The sequence below is a fragment of the Mycobacterium colombiense genome (genome assembly GCF_003284975.1).
Taxonomy (GTDB): domain Bacteria; phylum Actinomycetota; class Actinomycetes; order Mycobacteriales; family Mycobacteriaceae; genus Mycobacterium; species Mycobacterium europaeum_A.
This window is the reverse complement of sequence record NZ_QMEU01000096.1, coordinates 1-17,352: the sequence shown is the minus strand read 5'-3', so window position 1 is coordinate 17,352 and position 17,352 is coordinate 1. Positions and strand designations below refer to the sequence as shown.

Sequence of the window (17,352 nt, the reverse complement as noted above, 5' to 3'; positions counted from 1 at the left end):
CTCAGCGCGGCGCTGGTGCTCAACCTGTGGGTCGGCTACTTCCCCACCGTGCAGTCGGCGTGGAGCCAGCTGACCTCGGGGCCGCTGCCCGATCAGACCGATCAGGCCACCGTTACCGCCATGGCCGCCAGCCGAATCCGGCCGCCGCACGGCACCGTGGTGCCGGTGGCGATCCCGTCCGACGGGTCGCACTTCAAACACCGCGGCGAGCTGGTCTACCTGCCGCCCGAATGGTTCGCGACCACCCCGCCCCCGGCGTTGCCGACGGTGATGATGATCGGCGGGCAATTCAACACACCCGCCGACTGGACCCGGGCGGGCAACGCGGTCAAGACGATCGACGACTTCGCGGCCGCACACGACGGCAAGGCGCCGGTGCTGGTGTTCGTCGATTCCGGCGGCGCGTTCAACAACGACACCGAATGCGTCAACGGGGTCCGGGGCAATGCCGCCGATCACCTGACCAAAGACGTTGTGCCATTCATGATTTCGACCTTCGGGGTCAGTCCGCACCGGTCCAACTGGGGCGTCGCGGGCTGGTCGATGGGCGGCACCTGCGCCGTCGACCTGACCGTCATGCACCCCGACCTGTTCAGCGCGTTCGTCGACGTCGCCGGTGACTTCTTCCCCAACGCCGGCAACAAGGCCCAGACCATCGCCAGGCTGTTCGGCGGAAACGCCGACGCCTGGGCGGCTTTCGACCCGACCACGGTGATCAGCCGGCACGGGCCGTACCGCGACGTGGCCGGCTGGTTCGCGATCTCGTCCGACGGGCCGCCGCCGCGCCGCGACCTGCAGCTGGCCGAAAGCGGCGCCATCCGCCTCGCCGGACGCGATGCGGCCGCCAATCCCGGCAATCAGACGGCGGCCGCCTATTCGCTGTGCGCGATCGGCCGCTCCAACGGAATCGATTGCGCGGTGGTTCCGCAGCCCGGCAAGCACGATTGGCCGTTCGCGGACCGGGTGTTCGCGGCCTCGCTGCCCTGGCTGGCCGGGGAGCTGGGCACGCCGGGCATTCCGCGGAGCCCGTTGCCCGCCGCGTCCGCGCCGGGCGCCGGCGCCCCGGTGGTCGTTCCGGCCGAACATTCCAAGCGATAGCGCCGGTGTATCCGGTTGCGCGCGTTCGGCGTGCGGTGTTCGCGCGGCACTGCCATCCGCTGAGCGCATGGACCCGGTGGGCGAGCACGCCGCTGATCCTGGTCCCGATATGGACGCGACGATGGCGCCACGCGGTCTGGATTGCGTTGTGGCTGGCGGTGAATCCGGTGGTGTTCGGCAAGCCGGCGCAACATCACGCCTGGTCCACCCGGGCGATGCTGGGCGAGGAGCTGTGGATCACCCGCCGGCCTCGCGACGCGGCGATGGTGGTCAGCGTGGCGTCGTCGGCGGCCGCGGTGGTTGCGGTGCTGGCCGCACGCCGGCGTCGGCTGCGACCGGCGCTGATCGCCGTCGCCCTGCAGATGACGTTGACGCTGGTGTACTGGGAACAGATGGTTCGCTACCTCGAGCGGCGGTCGCGGTAGCGTCGCCGGAACCTGGTGCGCGGGAACGCCTTTCGTCGACGAGGGCAGGCGGGTGGCCGCGCCCATGCTCCGGCGGAACGCAAGCGCGGTCACGATGCGCGGATATGGTGGTCCGATACCTTCGTACCGGGCCGCGATACGGGTGTATTGTCCGGCCGTGGGACCCACCCGGTTGTTTCCGTATGACCCGCCCCCGCCAGCAGAGCCGTCGCTCAAGGAGCGCATTCGTGACGCCGCGCTGAGCTGCTTTGCCGTTCGCGGCATCGCCGCCACGACGCTGCGCGCGGTCGCCGAGACCGCGGACGTGTCGATTGGGCTGATACAGCACCATTTTCGCACCAAGGCCGCGCTGAGCGCCGCCGTCGATCAGTACGTCCTGCAGACGGTGAGCGAGGCGTTGGCAGCCGGCACGCCGTCCGAGCCGGCCGCCGACAGCCTCACCGAGGCGGGGCGTCGTCTGAGGGCACTGATGGTCGAACGTCCCGACGTGATGACCTATCTCGGGCGTGCGCTCGCCGAGGGCGGCGCGCTGGGTTCGGTCATCTTCACCGGGCTGGTGGGTATCAGCGCGGGCCAGGGCGCACAATTCGGGCAACAGGGCAAGCTGCGAGGAGACCTCGATCCCGACTGGGGGGCGCTCAATCCGCTCATCCTGCGCATCGGCGCGATCATTCTGCATCCCTATATCGAGCTCTACCTGGGTGAGTCGTTCTTCAGCGAGCCGCAGCTGCGACGCTGGGACGCCGCGGTCACGAGCCTGATCCGGCGCGGGCAGTTCCTCGAGGACACGGAGTCGCGGGACGAGGGCGTGACCGCCTGACGAGCGGCCAAGCGCCGCGTTACCGCGGCCGACGCGCCGGTCAGGTGCTATACACGAAACACCATGGACGAGCGCACGGTAACCGCGCAGAGCGCGCAGCTTCTCGACACCGATGAACCCGGCGACCGTCTGATACTGGAGCGGCTGCGAGCCGATCCCACCGTCGAGATCGTCGACCGGCTCGACGCGCAATTGGCCAATCTGCGCGGCCTGCGCCCCCCGCCGGATTCGACGCTGCTCGACGAAAGGGCCCGGTGGGCGTACTACCCGTGGCGGCGTGCGGCCGTTGCGGTGCTGGGGCCGCGCGGGTTTCGGGCGCTACGACTTGATCGCAATAGAAACAACATCACCGTGGCGGAACAGACCAGGCTCAGCTCACTGACGATCGGCGTCGCCGGTCTGAGCGTCGGCCATGTCATCGCGCACACCTTGGCGGTGCAGGGATTGTGTGGCCGCCTGCGGCTGGCGGATTTCGATCACTTGGAACTGTCGAATCTGAATCGGGTGCCGGCCACCGTGTTCGACCTCGGGTTGAACAAAGCTCAGGTCGCGGCACGCAGGATCGCCGAACTCGATCCCTACCTGGCGGTGGACGTGTTCGATGCCGGGATCACCGCGGACACGATCGATGCCTTTCTGGACGGACTGGACATCGTCATCGAGGAGTGCGATTCGCTCGACATGAAGATCGCCCTGCGGATGGCGGCCCGTGACAGGCGGGTCCCCGTGTTGATGGCGACCAGCGACCGGGGGCGGGTCGACGTCGAACGCTTCGATCAAAACCCTGGGCGCCCGGTCATGCACGGGCTGCTGGATCAGCTCGATATCGAGCAGGTGGCGGGCATGAGCACCCGCGAGAAGCTCCCGCACATGCTGCGTTACGACGAAGCCGAGCGCATCTCGCCCCGCACCGCCGCGTCGCTCATCGAGATCGACCGATCGCTGTCGACGTGGCCGCAGTTGGCATCCGATGTCATCGTCGGCGCTGCGGCGATGGCCGAGGCCGTGCGCAGGATCGGATTGGGTGAGAACCTGAGATCCGGCCGGTGCCGCATCGACACCGGCGCGGCGCTCGACCAACTCGACGAAGTCGAGACGGCCCAGCTTCACCCCGCGCGAGACACCGAACCGGGAAGCGACCCGGCCGCATCAGCATTCAACGACACGATCGCCGCCGCCGCGATGCGCGCCCCCTCGGGGGGAAACAGCCAGCCGTGGTGCATCGACCCGCAACCGACCAGCCTCACCATAAGTGTTGCCCCGGAACATACTTCGACGATGGACGTCGGCTTCCGCGGCAGCGCTGTCGCGGTGGGGGCCGCGTTGTACAACGTCAGAATCGCCGCCGCCGCCCGTGGGATGCTCGGCCCGGTGAGCGTTTCCGAGGACGCAGCCGGGTCTCCGGTACGGGCCACCATGCACTTCGGAAACGGCAACGACCCCGTCCTGGCCGATCTGTACGAACCGATGCTCGCGCGCGAGACCAACCGTCATCGCGGAACGCCACAACCGCTCGATGATCAGACGGCCAAATTGCTCACCGTCACCGCCGAGCGCGAGGGTGCGCGGCTGCACCTACTCACCGAGCGAGACGACCTTTCGCGGGCCGCAACGATTTTCGGTGCGGCCGACCGCATCCGGTACCTGACGCGGCAACTGCACAGCGAGATGGTCTCGGAGCTGCGCTGGCCTGGAGATCCCGACTCCGACACCGGTATCGACGTACGCTCCCTCGAACTCGAAGCCAGCGACCTGGCGCTGATGGATATCGTGCGCCGCCCCGACGTCATGGCTTACCTTGCAGAATGGAACGCCGGCAGCGCCTTGGGCGACGGCATGCGCGACGAAGTCCTCGGCAGTTCCGCGCTGGCGGTGCTGACCGTAACCGGAAGTCGCCTTAGTGACTACGTCCGCGGCGGGTCGGCCGTCGAGGCAGTATGGATCGTGGCCCAGCGCGAAGGCCTCGCCGTCCGGCCGTTGTCACCGGTCTTCCTGCACGCGCGAAATGCCGCCGATCTGCGCGAGTTGTCGGCCGGTTTCGCCGGCGAATTGGCGCGATTGCAAGACGATTTCGTGCGCCTCACCGCGACCGCTCCCGAAGAATCCATCGTGCTGGCCTTGCGCTTGACCACCGCGCCGCCACCGTCTGTGGCCAGTCGCCGCAGCGTGAGTCGGGTCCGCGCAGAGGGCCCCTGATCCGCCGCGGTCGGGCGGCGAGCACCATCGGCGCCACAGCACCTCAGAACGGTTTCGCCGTGAATCCCCATCGCAACAGCGCCGACTCGAAGCGGGCCCTACCGCGCAGCCCAGGGTCACGCGTGCCGGTCACGCCGTGCGGTTCGCCGCGCGACCCGAATGTCCAGTACGCCTGCAGGTAGGGCACCGGTGTCGAGTGGCCGCAATGCATTTCGTGCAGTCCCGCTGCGGCGAGCTCTGTCGACAGTTCCGCGATGGTGAACGCCGCCGCCTCGCTTGCAATGGCGTCTTGGCGCAGGACGGCCGGCGACGCGGGGTCGGCGATCTCGAGCATCTTCGGGGCGGCCGCCGGGTCCCGCAGGCGCTGAAAATCGGAAATCCACAGTGCCGCACCGCTGCGGCGCTGGAGGTCGGCGATCTGCCGGAGGGCGCCACGCAAGGTGTCGAAATCCGGTAGCTGATGCAGGGTCCACATGCAGGAGATGGCGTCCCACGGACGCGTTGAAATCTGCTCCGGCAGCGCCGTGATGTCCTCCTGGCGCAGTTCGACGCGGTCCCCCAGACCTTCGGCGTCGAACAGCTCCCGCGCCGTGGACAGCATGTTCGGGGCGAGATCGATGGCGGTGGCCCGAACGTCGGGGCGTCGGCGCAGCACGGCGCTGAGCGCACGGCCTGAACCGACGCCGAGGTCCAGCAGGTGGCCGTCGGGCGGCAGCAGCGCATCAAGCGCCCGAGCGCACAAGTCGTACACCGCGAGCATCCCCGGGTTGGATCCGCCACCGGTGTGAAACTGGGCAACGGACTCCGGATCGTCCACCACCATCGGCTCAGGAATGCGCTCACGCCCTTCCGGATGCGACCGCTCACGCAAGACGATGCCGGGCATCCGCCACAGGGGCCGAATTCTGTTCACCCTCAACCTTTCATGGAGTCCGCGTCATCGATTTCGGGTCAGGTTCTGGCGACGGTCGAGCACTGGGCCGAACTGTCGCACATGATTATCAACCCGTCCCTGCAATTTCACTGGCAGCCCGGTGAATTCGCCGCGTCGAAACGGATGTGCTGGAATACTTGTCCGGTCAGCGGGGGCAGGCAAGCTTGTGGCCTGCGCGGTCCTACCGGATCGGCGTAGGCAACATCATTATCCGCGGGAGGTACGCGTGGTTCAGGCCCTGGCGAGTGACGAAATCAAGTACTTACCCCTGCCGCCGGTGAACCCGATGCCCTTTCGTCAGCGCCTCGCGGCGGTGCGCGAATTCAGCACCGGGACGGAAAGGCTGCGTGATGCCGGCGGCCGGGTGAGCTTTTTCACCTTGGGGCCGCGATGGCTGATGCCGCCGATGGTGCTTGCGACGTCTCCGGAAGCCATCCGCGACATCCTCAGTACCAAAGACGATTCCGTCGACAAGACCACACCGGTCTTCGAGCAGGTGCGCCACATCATCGGCGCCAGTCTCACCGATCTTCCCTTCGAGCCATGGAAGTCACGTCGGCGCACCCTACAGCCGGTGTTCACCAAACAGCGGGTGAGCGAGTTCGGCGGCCACATGGAGCAGGCGGCGCAATCGGTGAGCGAGGGGTGGCAGGACGGTGCCGTCATCGATCTGGACGCCGAATGCCGCACGATCACGCTGCGCGCGCTGGGCCGATCGGTGCTCGGACTCGACCTGGAACAGCGGGCCGACGAGGTTGTCGAGCCGCTACGGGTCGCGTTGGCCTACGCGGTCAGGCGTGCGACGAATCCGCTTCGTGCGCCTCGCTGGTTGCCCACACCGGCGCGGCGGCGCGCGCGAGCGGCAAGCGCCAAACTGCACGCCCTGACGCAGGAGATCCTGCGAGACTGTCGCGCCGATCCGACACGAGTCGCACCGCTGGTCCACGCGCTCATCGCGGCGCAGGATCCGGTGACCGGAAAGCGGTTGACCGATAAGGAGATCTGCGACGAGCTGGTCATGTTCCTCTTCGCCGGCCACGACACCACGGCGACGGCCTTGACCTATGCCCTGTGGGCTTTGGGACACCACCCCGATTACCAAGAGCGGGTGGCCGCCGAGGTCGCGGCCCTACCGGATCGGCCGCTGACGTCCGGCGACCTGCCCCGGCTCGGATACACCATGCAGGTGATACGGGAGTCGCTTCGCCTGTGCCCGCCGGCCCCCACCGGCACGCGCATGGCCTCTCGCGACGTCGCGGTGGCCGGCTATCGGGTGCCGAAGGGCACCATGCTCATCGTCGGGCGAATGGCCGTACAGCGCGACCCGCAACTTTGGCAGGATCCACTTCGGTTCGACCCCGAGAGGTTCAGTCCGGAGAACTTCAAGGCGCTCGATCGGTGGCAGTACCTGCCATTCGGTGGCGGACCGCGCTCCTGCATCGGCGACCATTTCGCCATGCTCGAAGTGACACTCGCCTTGGCAACGCTGGTCCGCCGAGCCGAAATCCGCTCTCTGGATGACGAATTTCCGCTCGCACTGCACTTCACCATGATCGCCGGCGGTCCGGTCCCCGCTCGCATTCGACCGCGTCGCCAGCCCGATTCGCCGACCAGCTAACGCCCTCGCGCGGCGTCGGATCGTCGAGAAACCGCATCGTTGCCGAGCCCATGCGGCCTTGATCACAGTTGGGCGTCAACGTGAGCGAATCATTGCTAGACGCCCTATGCAATGCCAAACGCAGCGCATCGGTTACCGCTACGGTTAGGGCAATGTCGGGCACACTGGACCACCTGGTCACCGCTGCCGCCGCCGAGTTGATGGCGGCCACCGTGGCGGACTCTGCCGCGATCAGCCAACGCGTGCTCGGCAACCTGGTTCGCGACCTGGGGGTGGACTTCAGCTTCCTGCGCCACAACGACCACACCATCCGCGCGACGCGCCTCATCGCCGAATTCCCGCCACGCAACGCCGACCCGGACCCGATCGGTCTGGTGTATTTCGCCGATGCCGACTCGATCTTCGCGCGGACCGAACATCTCAAGGTGCCCGAGGTGGTCCGTCCCGAGCCCGAGAACGCCGACTACCAGCACCGGATCGAGGAGGGCACCGGAGCTCCCGCCGTCTCGCTGGCCGCCGTTCCGCTGCTGTCCGGCGATGTCACCACCGGCACGCTCGCCTTCGGCAAGCTCGGCGACCGTGAATGGCTATCCGAAGAACTCAACGCGCTCCAGGCGATCGCCGCCCTGTTCGCGCAACTGCAGGCCCGCGTCGTCGCCGAACAGCAAATTCACTACCTTGCTGAGCACGACGAACTCACCGGGCTACTGAACCGCAGGGCGCTCATCGCCTACCTCGACGACCGGCTCGCGAAGGGACAGCCCGGCCCGGTCTCGGTCGTGTTCCTCGCCATAGACCGCTTCAAGGTCATCAACGGTCGCCTCGGCCAGGACGCCGGCGACCGATTCATCGAGAAGTTCGCCGCGCTGCTGCGCGAGGCCACCGAGATTCCCTCCGTCATCGCCCGCTTCGGCGGCGACGAGTTCGGCATCGTGCCCGCCGGGGCGATGGATGTCGAGGCCGCCGAAACGTTCGCAAGCTCGCTGCACGAGCGGGTCCACCTACCGATCCCCATCGACGGTGAGATGCTCAGTCGCACCGTAAGTATCGGCGTCGCGGCCGGCCTACCCGGGGACGAGACCACGTCGGACCTGCTCCGGCGGGTCGACCAGGCCACCCGGTCGGCCAAGGCGTCCGGCGGCAACAGCGTCGCGACCTTCCGCCCGGAAATGTCGACAACCGACATGATCCGCAACGACATCGAGCTGCACCTGGAGGGGATGATCGAGGGCGGTGGCGGCGCATTGGTCCTCCACTACCTGCCGGAGTTCGACATGCGCACCGGGGAGATCCTGGGCACCGAGGCGCTGATCCGTTGGCAACACCCGACTCTGGGGCTGCTGATGCCCGATTCGTTCATCCAGGTCGTGGAATCGATCAACCTCGGTGCCAAACTGGGGCGCCTCGTAATGCGCTCGGCGTGTGCGCAATTCGGGCTCTGGCGGTCACACGGTATCGGCAACGGCACGGTGCTTCGAATCAACGTCTCCCCCGTGCAGCTCGTCACCGCCGGTATCGTTGACAGCGTCGCGGCCACCCTCGACGAGTTCGGGCTCGATCCCAGCACCGTATGTCTGGAAATCACCGAAAGCGTTGTGGTCCAAGATATCGACGCCACACGTCAGACGTTGTTCGGATTGAAGGACGTCGGGGTACAGATCGCCATCGACGACTTCGGCACCGGCTACAGCGTGCTGACCTATCTGAAATCTCTGCCCGTCGATTCGCTGAAGATCGACAAGGGGTTTGTCCAGAGTCTGGACACCAACGCCGGCGACCTGGCGATCGTGCGCTCGACGATGGCCCTGGCCGACGCGTTCGGGCTCGACGCCGTGGCCGAGGGGGTGGAATCCGTGGCCGCGGCCGAGAGGCTGCTCAGCCTGGGATGCCATCGCGCACAGGGGTTTCTGTTGTCCCGCCCGCTCGACAGCACGGCGATGGAGTCGCTCCTGGCCAAGCGCGCCATACCGATGAACTTCTCCACCACCCGGTTCTCGGGAACAGGGAACGCGGTCTAAACCCCCCGAACGCACGGGCGCTCAGGCGCGATATTGGAGCAGGTAGTAATACGCCGGGGTCTTCCTGTCGTCGAGCTCCTGCTCGTCGCCGGTGAACAGCAGCGTCCAGTCGGCTGTGAAACGTTGTTGGATCTCGGCGTGACCGATGCCCGGCACGCCGAACCGGCCCCCGGGCGGGAATGCGGCGATGAACAGCCGCGCGCCGGGTGCCGCCATGGCGCCGACCTCCCGGACGTACGCGTCACGGTCGGCGCCACTCATGTTGTGGATGCAGCCGTTGTCGACGATCAGGTCGAAGCCTGTTCCGATCCCGGACTGGCTCAGCTGCGTCACGTCGGCGCGCACGAAGTCGACGGCGACACCGGCCTTGCCGGCTTTCGCCTGCGCTTTGTCGAGCGGCTTCGCGACGTAGTCGACCCCGGTGACCTGCCAGCCCTGCTGGGCGAGGTAGACGGCGCAGTCCCCGGTGCCGCAACCGACGTCGAGGGCCCGCCCGGCGGGCAGCGCGGGCGTGTCCGGAGTTCCCTCGACGAGATCCCGCAGACCTTGGCCGATCGGGTGGCCCTCCCACGGCGTGAAGCCGATCCGGTAGAAGAACCGAAATCGCGTGTGTCGAGAAGCCATAGCCGCAATCATGACATTCGCGCCAACCGGCCCGCCATCGCGTTGCCGGTCGCACCGGTGCGATGCGGCGACCCAGCACACTTCGCGGCCGCCCGGGAACGCCTCGGCACCACGTCATTTCGTACTATGCCGAGATGCGGCTGAGGATTTCGGCGTTCTCGGCGCACATCAGCTTGAATTGTCCGGGCTCGGCATGCGTGGCAAGGGTGCGGCGATCCCACCACATCACCTTGGTCCGGTAGTCGTCAGTGGGATACGCCGCCGCGGTTACCCGGTTGGCCACGACGCCCCCGGAGGACTGCCACTGCTCCAGCACGTGCGCGGCCGCGGTGGCCATCACGAACTGCACGCCCAACAGCGTCATCATCGGCAGCGCGGTACGCGCCAGCACCGTGGACAGCGCCCGATTGCCATATTCGCGCGAATTGGTCCACGCGCTTTTCACCTCCACGACGCCAAACGGAAGCCGGTTGGAAATCATATGGCGCAGCAAGGGAAGCCCCGGATTGCCTTTCCATTCCTCGAGAGCGTGGGAGTCCTCCGGCGAACGCAGGGGTCCCACCACCCGCGTGCCTCCGACCACCCGGCCTTGTGGATCGAGCACGACAAAAAACAATGCCGTGTCGGCGCCGTCGCGAATCTTGTCGACGTCGAGCACCCAATCCAGCCCGTGCCGCCGATAACTGTCCAGCGCGCCGTCCAGGTACTGATTCCACAGCACGGGCTCTGCCTGCGGCGTCGCCGCGGTGACCCAGCATCCCGTCGCATGGTCGCGCCAACCGAACCCGGTGTCCGACCACGGGGCGTCAATCCCGATTCCCGTGAGTTGTGCCGCTTCCATCCGTGACCTCCGCTTATTCGCCGTTACTAACGGGTAATTTTTGAGAGCTTGGTTTGCTAATTCGACTCGCGACGAATTAACCAAAGGAATTGTGACATAACCGGACAAATTCGACCGCCCGGCGATGCAATGGGGCGCAAAAGACCCTTGTGTACCTTTTGTTTTGGTCGCCCGGGCGGCGACGCCGGTATCGACGCTTCCGCATTCATTACGAAGGCGTACTATTTCGGCCGCTCGTGGCAGTACCGTGACGGCATGCCCGACAAACCCACCACTTCCGGCGCCGCCGGACCCGGCCCGGAGTACGACGACTCCGGTGTGCCGACTTTCGAGTCGGTGCGCGACCAGATCGAGGCCCGCCACGCGACGGCGCAAGGCGCCGCCGAGCTCGATGCGGAATCACCCGAGGGCCGTTCGGTCTCAGAACAGTACGACGAACGCCGGCGCGCCGCGGCCGAGCGACTGGCCCAGATCCGCGACGCGATGAAGCCCGAGAACAGTTGACGCGCAGGCTTAGGCGGTGACTTTGCGGCGCCGGTTCGATCGCTGCGGGGCGCCCGATGCCGCCGGGCTACGGCCGATCACCTCGGCGAGGAACTTGCCGGTGTAGCTCTCGGGCACCGCGGCGACGTCCTCCGGAGTGCCTTCCGCGACAACGGTTCCGCCCTCGGCGCCACCTTCGGGCCCCATGTCGACGATCCAGTCGGAGGTCTTGATCACGTCCAGGTTGTGTTCGATGACGATGACCGTATTGCCTTTGTCGACAAGGCCGTTGATGACCTTCAGCAGCTTGCGGATGTCGTCGAAATGCAGGCCCGTGGTGGGCTCGTCGAGGATGTAGACCGTGCGCCCGGTCGAGCGCTTCTGCAGTTCCGCGGCCAGCTTGACGCGCTGCGCCTCGCCGCCGGACAGCGTCGGCGCGGGCTGGCCGAGCCGCACATAGCCCAGCCCGACGTCGACCAGGGTGCGCAGGTAGCGGTGGATGCCGGTGATGGGCTCGAAGAACTCCGCCGCCTCCTCGATGGACATGTCCAGCACTTCGGAGATGGTCTTGCCCTTGTAATGCACCTCGAGGGTTTCCCGGTTGTAGCGGGCGCCGTGGCAGACCTCGCAGGGCACATACACGTCGGGCAGGAAGTTCATCTCGATCTTGATGGTGCCGTCGCCGGTGCACGCCTCGCAGCGGCCGCCCTTGACGTTGAACGAGAACCGGCCCGGTTGATAGCCACGGACTTTGGCCTCGGTGGTGGCCGCGAACAGGGTGCGGATCTTGTCGAACACCCCGGTGTAGGTGGCCGGGTTGGACCGCGGCGTGCGGCCGATCGGTGACTGGTCCACCCGCACCAGCTTGTCCAGGTGGTCCAGCCCGGTGACCCGGGTGTGCCGGCCGGGAACCTGCCGGGCGCCGTTGAGCCGGTTGGCCAGCACCGCCGCCAGGATGTCGTTCACCAGGGTCGATTTGCCGGAACCCGACACCCCGGTCACCGAGGTCAGGACGCCGAGCGGGAACGAGACGTCGATGCCGCGCAGGTTGTGCTCGCGGGCGCCGACGACGGTGAGCCGCCGCTTGTCGACCGGGCGCCGCTTGGCGGGCATCTCGATGCGTTCCTTGCCCGACAGGTAGGCGCCGGTGATCGAGTCCTTGTTCGCCAAAAGCTCACTGTAGGTGCCGCTGTGCACGATCTCGCCGCCGTGCTCACCGGCCCGCGGGCCGATGTCGACGATCCAGTCGGCGTGGGCGATGGTGTCCTCGTCGTGCTCGACGACGATCAGCGTGTTGCCCAAACCCCTTAGCCGAGTGAGAGTTTCGATGAGCCGGCGGTTGTCGCGCTGATGCAGCCCGATGGACGGCTCGTCGAGCACATAGAGCACACCGACCAGACCGGACCCGATCTGGGTGGCCAGCCGAATGCGTTGCGCCTCACCGCCGGACAGCGTGGCCGCGGCGCGTGACAGCGACAGGTACTCGAGCCCGACGTCGAGCAAAAAGCCCAGCCGCGACTGGATTTCCTTGAGCACCTGCCCGGCGATCGCCTTCTCGCGGACGCCGAGGGTGAGGGCGTTCAGGAAATCCGCGCAGTCCGAGATGGACAGCTCACAGACCTCGGCGATGGATTTCGCAGCCCTCTCGCCCCCAGATTCCCCAGCCAGCGTCACGGCCAGGATCTCCGGCTTGAGCCGGGTGCCCTCACACACCGGGCAGGGCACGTCACGCATGAAGCCTTCGTAGCGTTCCTTCATCTGCTCGGATTCGGTCTGCGCCATCTTGCGCTGCAAAAACGCCAGCACGCCCTCGAAATCGGCGTAGTAGGACCGGGTGCGCCCGTACCGGTTGCGGTACCGCACATGCACCTGGTGGTCGGAGCCCTCGAGAATCGCCTTGCGGGCCTTGGCCGGGAGTTTGCGCCACGGGGTGTCGACGTCGAAGCCCAGCTCGTCGCCGAGCCCGGCCATCATCCGGGTGAAGTACTCCGCGGTGTGGCCCGTCGACCACGGGGCCACCGCGCCTTCGGCCAGGGTGCGTTCGGGGTCGGGCACCACCAGGTCGGGGTCGACCTCCTTGCGGATGCCCAGGCCGCTGCACTCGGGGCAGGCGCCGTAGGGCGAGTTGAACGAGAACGACCGCGGTTCCAGGTCGTCGACAGCCAGCGCGTGCCCGTTGGGGCAGGCCAGCTTCTCGGAGAACCGCTGCTCCCGGTTGTGCGCGTCGTGTTCGTGGTCGATGAACTCGAGCACCACGATGCCGTCCGCCAGGTTCAGCGCGGTCTCCACCGAATCGGTCAGCCGCTGCTTGGCGGACGCCTTGACGGTGAGGCGGTCCACCACCACCTCGATGTCGTGCTTTTCCTGCTTCTTCAGCTTCGGCGGGTCGGTCAGCGAATGCACGACACCGTCGACCCGCACCCGGCTGTAGCCCTGGGCGTTGAGCTTCTCGAAGAGGTCGGCGAATTCGCCCTTGCGGGTGCGCACCACCGGGGCGAGCACCAGGAACCGGGTGCCCTCGGGCATCGCCAGCACCTGATCGACGATTTGCTGCGGAGTCTGCCGGGCGATCCGCTCGCCACAGATCGGGCAGTGCGGCGTGCCGGCCCGCGCGTAGAGCAGCCGCAGGTAGTCGTAGACCTCGGTGATCGTGCCGACGGTCGATCGCGGGTTGCGGTTGGTGGACTTCTGGTCGATGGACACCGCCGGGGAGAGCCCCTCGATGAAGTCGACGTCGGGCTTGTCCATCTGGCCCAGGAACTGGCGGGCGTAGGCCGACAGGGACTCCACGTAGCGGCGCTGCCCCTCGGCGAAAATCGTGTCGAAGGCCAGCGACGATTTTCCCGAACCCGACAGCCCGGTAAAGACGATCAGCGCGTCGCGGGGCAGGTCGAGATCGACGCCGCGCAGGTTGTGTTCGCGGGCGCCCTTGACGATCAGACGGTCAGCCAACGCTGCCCCTCTCAGAACTTTCCGGCAACTTCTCGTGGCCTCCTGGTAGCCCCGTGCGCATCCCGGACCGGAATTGCGCACGGCGCATTCCATGCTATGTGTCCATACCGACAAGCAAGTTTTGACCAGTAGCGTGACCGGTATGACTGCAGTGGACGACAACTACACCGGACACGTCGACCCCGGCACCGCGGCCCGCCGGACCCTACCCGGCGCCACGATCCTAAAGGTCTCGGTCGGCCCCATGGACAACAATGCGTATCTGATCACTTGTTCCGCTACCGGCGAAACACTATTGATCGACGCCGCCAACGACGCGGACGTCCTGATCGATCTGATCCGGCAGCACGCGCCGAAGGTATCGCTGATCGTGACCAGTCACCAGCACTTCGATCACTGGCAGGCGCTGGAGGCGGTGGCCGCCGCCACCGGCGCGCCGACCGCCGCCAACGAGATCGACGCGGAGCCGCTGCCGGTCAAACCGGACCGTTTGCTGTCGGGCGGTGACACCGTGCAGATCGGTGAGCTGACCTTTGACGTCATCCATTTGCGCGGGCATACCCCGGGATCGATCGCGCTGGCCCTAGACGGCCCGGCGACCGGCGGCGTCACCCAGTTGTTCACCGGCGACTGCCTGTTCCCGGGCGGCGTCGGCAAGACTTGGCAGCCGGGCGATTTCACCCAGCTGATCGAGGACGTCAGCACCCGGGTGTTCGACGTCTATGACGACTCCACCGTCATCTACCCCGGACACGGTGACGACACGGCGTTGGGCGCCGAACGTCCCCACCTGGGCGAATGGCGCGAGCGGGGCTGGTAGCCGCGCGACGCTAGGACGTGGTGTGCACGATCAGCACGTCGGTCTTGGCTCGACGCGAGACGTTGGCCGGCACCGATCCCAGCAACCGGCCGGCGATCGTGCTCAAGCCGACGTTGCCGACCACGAGCAGATCGGCCTGCTCCTCCTCGGCGAGGTGCACCAGCGCGTCGACCGGCGCCCCGACGATGGGTCGCTCGTCAATGTTTTGCGCACCGGCGGCGTGGGCGCGGTCCTTGGCGTCACGCAAAATCGCGTAAATCGGCGCGGTCCCCGAAACCTTGTAGCTTTCGTCGCGCAGGACGTCGGCCGCCCGGGCGTCCTCGTGTTGGGGCAAATATGCCGACGCCACGATTAGCTTGGCGTCCGAACCGGCGATCTGTGCCGCCTTCTCTACCGCGCGCATCGACGAATCCGAGCCATCGGTTCCTACCACCACAGTCCGATAGGCGCCCATTTACCCTCCCAGTTTCGGTTGGTCAGCCAACCCAAGACAGTAGCGCGTTTGCTCGTTGCGCAGGAGGCAGATTAGCCACACCGCGCGGCGTGGCGCGCCCGCTATTTGCGGTCACTGGCTGGGCCAACGGACAATATCGGCAATGGCACAACAATCAAAAGCGTGCGGCCACCCTGGAAGGCATTGCATTAAGCCGCTTTTCGCCAATGTCGGCGCGAACAATGAATGCGCCGGGCGCAGTTTGTGAGCCGTTACATGAGCCGCGGCCCTAAAGTAACAACCACCATGTCCATGCCCACCCTCGAGCCCGCTCTCGAGCCGCGCGCCGCAGATGTCGGCGCCGAGCCCGGGCCCGGGGGCACGCGCGGCAGGTTGCTGGACCCGTGGACGATCGCCCTGTTCGCCACCGTTGTCAGCGCGGCCTGGGCCTGTCGGCCGTCCCTGTGGTTCGACGAGGGGGCGACGATATCGGCATCGGCGAGCCGGACCCTGCCGGAGTTGTGGCGGTTGCTCGGCCACATCGACGCCGTCCATGGGGCGTACTACCTGCTGATGCACGGCTGGTTCGCCCTGTTCCCGCCCACCGAGTTCTGGTCGCGTTTCCCGAGCTCGCTGGCCGTCGGTGCCGCCGCGGCCGGGGTCACGGTCTTCACCAGGCAGTTCTCCACCCGGCCCACCGCGGTCTGCGCGGGGGCGATCTTCGCCATCCTGCCGCGCACCACCTGGGCGGGCATGGAGGCCCGTCCGTACGCCTTCGTGGCCGCCGCGGCGGTGTGGCTGACGGTGTTGTTCGTCGCCGCCGTTCGGCGCAACCGGCCGCGCGGCTGGGTTTGGTATGCGCTGGGGTTGATGCTGGCGATCCTGCTCAACCTCAACCTGGTGCTGTTGGTGCCGGTCTACGGCGCCATGCTGCCGCTGCTCGCCCCGAAGGGCGCCCGCAAAGCTGCGGCGCTCTGGTGGACCGCCGGCTCCGTCGCCGCGGTGGCGGCCATGACGCCGTTCATCCTGTTCGCGCACAACCAGGTGTGGCAGGTGAACTGGATCTATCCCGTCAGCTGGCATTACGCCTTCGACATCATCCTGCGCCAGTACTTCGACCACAGCGCGGCCTTCGCGATCGCCGGCGCGGTGTCGCTCGTCGCGGCGGTCGCGACCCGGCTGGCCGGCGTGCCGGCCCCGCCCGGCGACCTGCGCCGGTTGCTGATCATCGCCACGGCGTGGATGGTGATTCCCACCGCGCTGGTCGTCGTGTATTCGGCCGTCATCGAACCGATCTACTACCCGCGCTACCTGATCTTCACCGCACCCGCGATGGCCGTCGTCTTGGCCGTCTGCATCGTCACCCTCGCCCGTCGGCCCTGGCCGATCGCCGGCGCGGTGCTGTTGTTCGCCGTCGCCGCCTTGCCGAATTACCTGTTCGTGCAACGGTGGCCGTACGCCAAGGAGGGCTGGGACTACAGCCAGGTAGCCGATCTGATCAGCTCGCACGCCGCCCCCGGCGACTGCCTGATGGTGGACAACACCGTCCCGTGGAAGCCCGGGCCGATTCGCGCGCTGCTGGCCACCCGACCGGCGGCCTTCCGGTCGTTGATCGACGTCGAGCGCGGCGCCTACGGGCCGAAGGTGGGATCGCTGTGGGACGGGCACGTCGCCGTGTGGCTGACGACCGCCAAAATCAACAAATGCCCGGCGATCTGGACGATCACCAACAAGGACAATTCGCTGCCGGACCATCAAGCCGGCGCATCGCTACCGCCCGGATCCGCGTTCGGGCGCGCCCCGGCGTACCGATTCCCGGGCTACCTCGGCTTCCACATCGTCGAACGGTGGCAGTTCCACTACTCGCAGGTGGTCAAGTCCACGCGGTGATTTCGCCGCTGACTGAACTCAACCGCCGGTGCCGACCGGCTGGGCTTGGCGGTTGGCGCGCGTCGCGGCGGAGGACACCGCCACACCGGCGGCGCTCAGCGCGGTGAACACCGTGAACAGCAGGTGCGGGGCCATCCCCTCGCCGCCGGTGGCGGTGTTGACGACGACGCCCGCCAGTCCGGCGCCGATCGCCGCGGACG

General features: G+C 67.2%; 14 protein-coding genes and 1 pseudogene. 9 read left to right on the top strand and 6 right to left on the bottom strand.

Translation table 11 applies throughout. The features are described 5' to 3' along the window. From DQP58_RS21410 to DQP58_RS21395, 4 genes are all read left to right on the top strand, one after another. Positions 1–1,098, top strand: a 1,098-nt coding sequence (locus DQP58_RS21410; protein ID WP_112710204.1) for an alpha/beta hydrolase, incomplete at its 5' end; no start/stop codon positions are given. A gap of 5 nt (positions 1,099–1,103) precedes the next feature. Continuing rightward, the gene (locus DQP58_RS21405) at positions 1,104–1,523 is read left to right on the top strand and encodes a DUF6653 family protein (protein ID WP_240630030.1); all 420 of its coding nucleotides are present in this window, start codon (positions 1,104–1,106) and stop codon (positions 1,521–1,523) included. Between the two features lie 157 nt (positions 1,524–1,680). Continuing rightward, the gene (locus tag DQP58_RS21400) at positions 1,681–2,343 is read left to right on the top strand and encodes a TetR/AcrR family transcriptional regulator (RefSeq protein ID WP_112710200.1); all 663 of its coding nucleotides are present in this window, start codon (positions 1,681–1,683) and stop codon (positions 2,341–2,343) included. A gap of 63 nt (positions 2,344–2,406) precedes the next feature. Then, complete coding sequence (locus tag DQP58_RS21395; RefSeq protein ID WP_112710199.1) at positions 2,407–4,539, top strand: Rv1355c family protein; 2,133 nt, start codon at positions 2,407–2,409, stop codon at positions 4,537–4,539. Positions 4,540–4,582: 43 nt separating this feature from the next. Here DQP58_RS21395 and DQP58_RS21390 read toward each other — a convergent pair whose 3' ends face one another. Beyond that, positions 4,583–5,452 (bottom strand): class I SAM-dependent methyltransferase, encoded by an 870-nt coding sequence (locus DQP58_RS21390; protein WP_240630027.1) that lies wholly within the window; start codon positions 5,450–5,452, stop codon positions 4,583–4,585. 247 nt (positions 5,453–5,699) lie between these two features. On the opposite strand from DQP58_RS21390, the gene DQP58_RS21385 reads away from it, so the two are divergent. Together DQP58_RS21385 and DQP58_RS21380 are read left to right on the top strand one after the other, a co-directional pair. Then, on the top strand, positions 5,700–7,091 hold the full coding sequence (locus DQP58_RS21385; RefSeq protein ID WP_112710198.1) for a cytochrome P450: 1,392 nt from the start codon (positions 5,700–5,702) through the stop codon (positions 7,089–7,091). Positions 7,092–7,243: 152 nt separating this feature from the next. Further along, positions 7,244–9,109: a putative bifunctional diguanylate cyclase/phosphodiesterase gene (locus DQP58_RS21380; RefSeq protein ID WP_112710197.1), complete on the top strand. Its 1,866-nt coding sequence runs from the start codon at positions 7,244–7,246 to the stop codon at positions 9,107–9,109. 21 nt (positions 9,110–9,130) lie between these two features. On the opposite strand, the gene DQP58_RS21375 is transcribed toward DQP58_RS21380, so the two are convergent. Together DQP58_RS21375 and DQP58_RS21370 are read right to left on the bottom strand one after the other, a co-directional pair. After that, the gene (locus DQP58_RS21375; protein WP_112710196.1) at positions 9,131–9,733 is read right to left on the bottom strand and encodes a class I SAM-dependent methyltransferase; all 603 of its coding nucleotides are present in this window, start codon (positions 9,731–9,733) and stop codon (positions 9,131–9,133) included. Between the two features lie 124 nt (positions 9,734–9,857). Further along, complete coding sequence (locus DQP58_RS21370) at positions 9,858–10,574, bottom strand: hypothetical protein (RefSeq protein ID WP_112710195.1); 717 nt, start codon at positions 10,572–10,574, stop codon at positions 9,858–9,860. A 255-nt stretch (positions 10,575–10,829) separates the two neighbouring features. Between DQP58_RS21370 and DQP58_RS21365 the strand changes: the two genes are divergently transcribed. Then, a complete protein-coding gene (locus DQP58_RS21365) occupies positions 10,830–11,078 on the top strand; it encodes a hypothetical protein (RefSeq protein WP_112710201.1) in 249 nt (82 codons plus the stop codon). A gap of 9 nt (positions 11,079–11,087) precedes the next feature. On the opposite strand, the gene uvrA is transcribed toward DQP58_RS21365, so the two are convergent. Further along, positions 11,088–14,009 carry an excinuclease ABC subunit UvrA gene (gene uvrA, locus DQP58_RS21360; protein ID WP_112710194.1) on the bottom strand — a complete coding sequence of 974 codons (2,922 nt, stop codon included), beginning with the start codon at positions 14,007–14,009 and terminating at the stop codon, positions 11,088–11,090. A 142-nt stretch (positions 14,010–14,151) separates the two neighbouring features. On the opposite strand from uvrA, the gene DQP58_RS21355 reads away from it, so the two are divergent. Then, positions 14,152–14,829, top strand: coding sequence for an MBL fold metallo-hydrolase (locus tag DQP58_RS21355; RefSeq protein ID WP_067179859.1), 678 nt, complete (start codon positions 14,152–14,154; stop codon positions 14,827–14,829). Between the two features lie 10 nt (positions 14,830–14,839). Here the strand turns inward: DQP58_RS21355 and DQP58_RS21350 are convergent, their stop codons facing one another. After that, on the bottom strand, positions 14,840–15,283 hold the full coding sequence (locus tag DQP58_RS21350) for a universal stress protein (RefSeq protein WP_066861503.1): 444 nt from the start codon (positions 15,281–15,283) through the stop codon (positions 14,840–14,842). Between the two features lie 285 nt (positions 15,284–15,568). Between DQP58_RS21350 and DQP58_RS21345 the strand changes: the two genes are divergently transcribed. Next, positions 15,569–17,152, top strand: a complete 1,584-nt coding sequence (locus DQP58_RS21345) for a glycosyltransferase family 39 protein (protein ID WP_112710193.1) — start codon at positions 15,569–15,571, stop codon at positions 17,150–17,152. A gap of 18 nt (positions 17,153–17,170) precedes the next feature. Here DQP58_RS21345 and DQP58_RS21340 read toward each other — a convergent pair. Next, positions 17,171–17,352 (bottom strand): annotated as a pseudogene (locus tag DQP58_RS21340) (MFS transporter); the annotation flags it as partial.

Bases quoted from the DNA above. Each gene is read 5' to 3' on its own strand.
- DQP58_RS21395 (WP_112710199.1), top strand. From the start codon at position 2,407: ATGGACGAGCGCACGGTAACCGCGCAGAGCGCGCAGCTTCTCGACACC.
- DQP58_RS21380 (WP_112710197.1), top strand. From the start codon at position 7,244: ATGTCGGGCACACTGGACCACCTGGTCACCGCTGCCGCCGCCGAGTTG.
- DQP58_RS21375 (WP_112710196.1), bottom strand. From the start codon at position 9,733: ATGGCTTCTCGACACACGCGATTTCGGTTCTTCTACCGGATCGGCTTC.
- DQP58_RS21370 (WP_112710195.1), bottom strand. From the start codon at position 10,574: ATGGAAGCGGCACAACTCACGGGAATCGGGATTGACGCCCCGTGGTCG.
- DQP58_RS21365 (WP_112710201.1), top strand. From the start codon at position 10,830: ATGCCCGACAAACCCACCACTTCCGGCGCCGCCGGACCCGGCCCGGAG.
- DQP58_RS21355 (WP_067179859.1), top strand. From the start codon at position 14,152: ATGACTGCAGTGGACGACAACTACACCGGACACGTCGACCCCGGCACC.
- DQP58_RS21350 (WP_066861503.1), bottom strand. From the start codon at position 15,283: ATGGGCGCCTATCGGACTGTGGTGGTAGGAACCGATGGCTCGGATTCG.
- DQP58_RS21345 (WP_112710193.1), top strand. From the start codon at position 15,569: ATGTCCATGCCCACCCTCGAGCCCGCTCTCGAGCCGCGCGCCGCAGAT.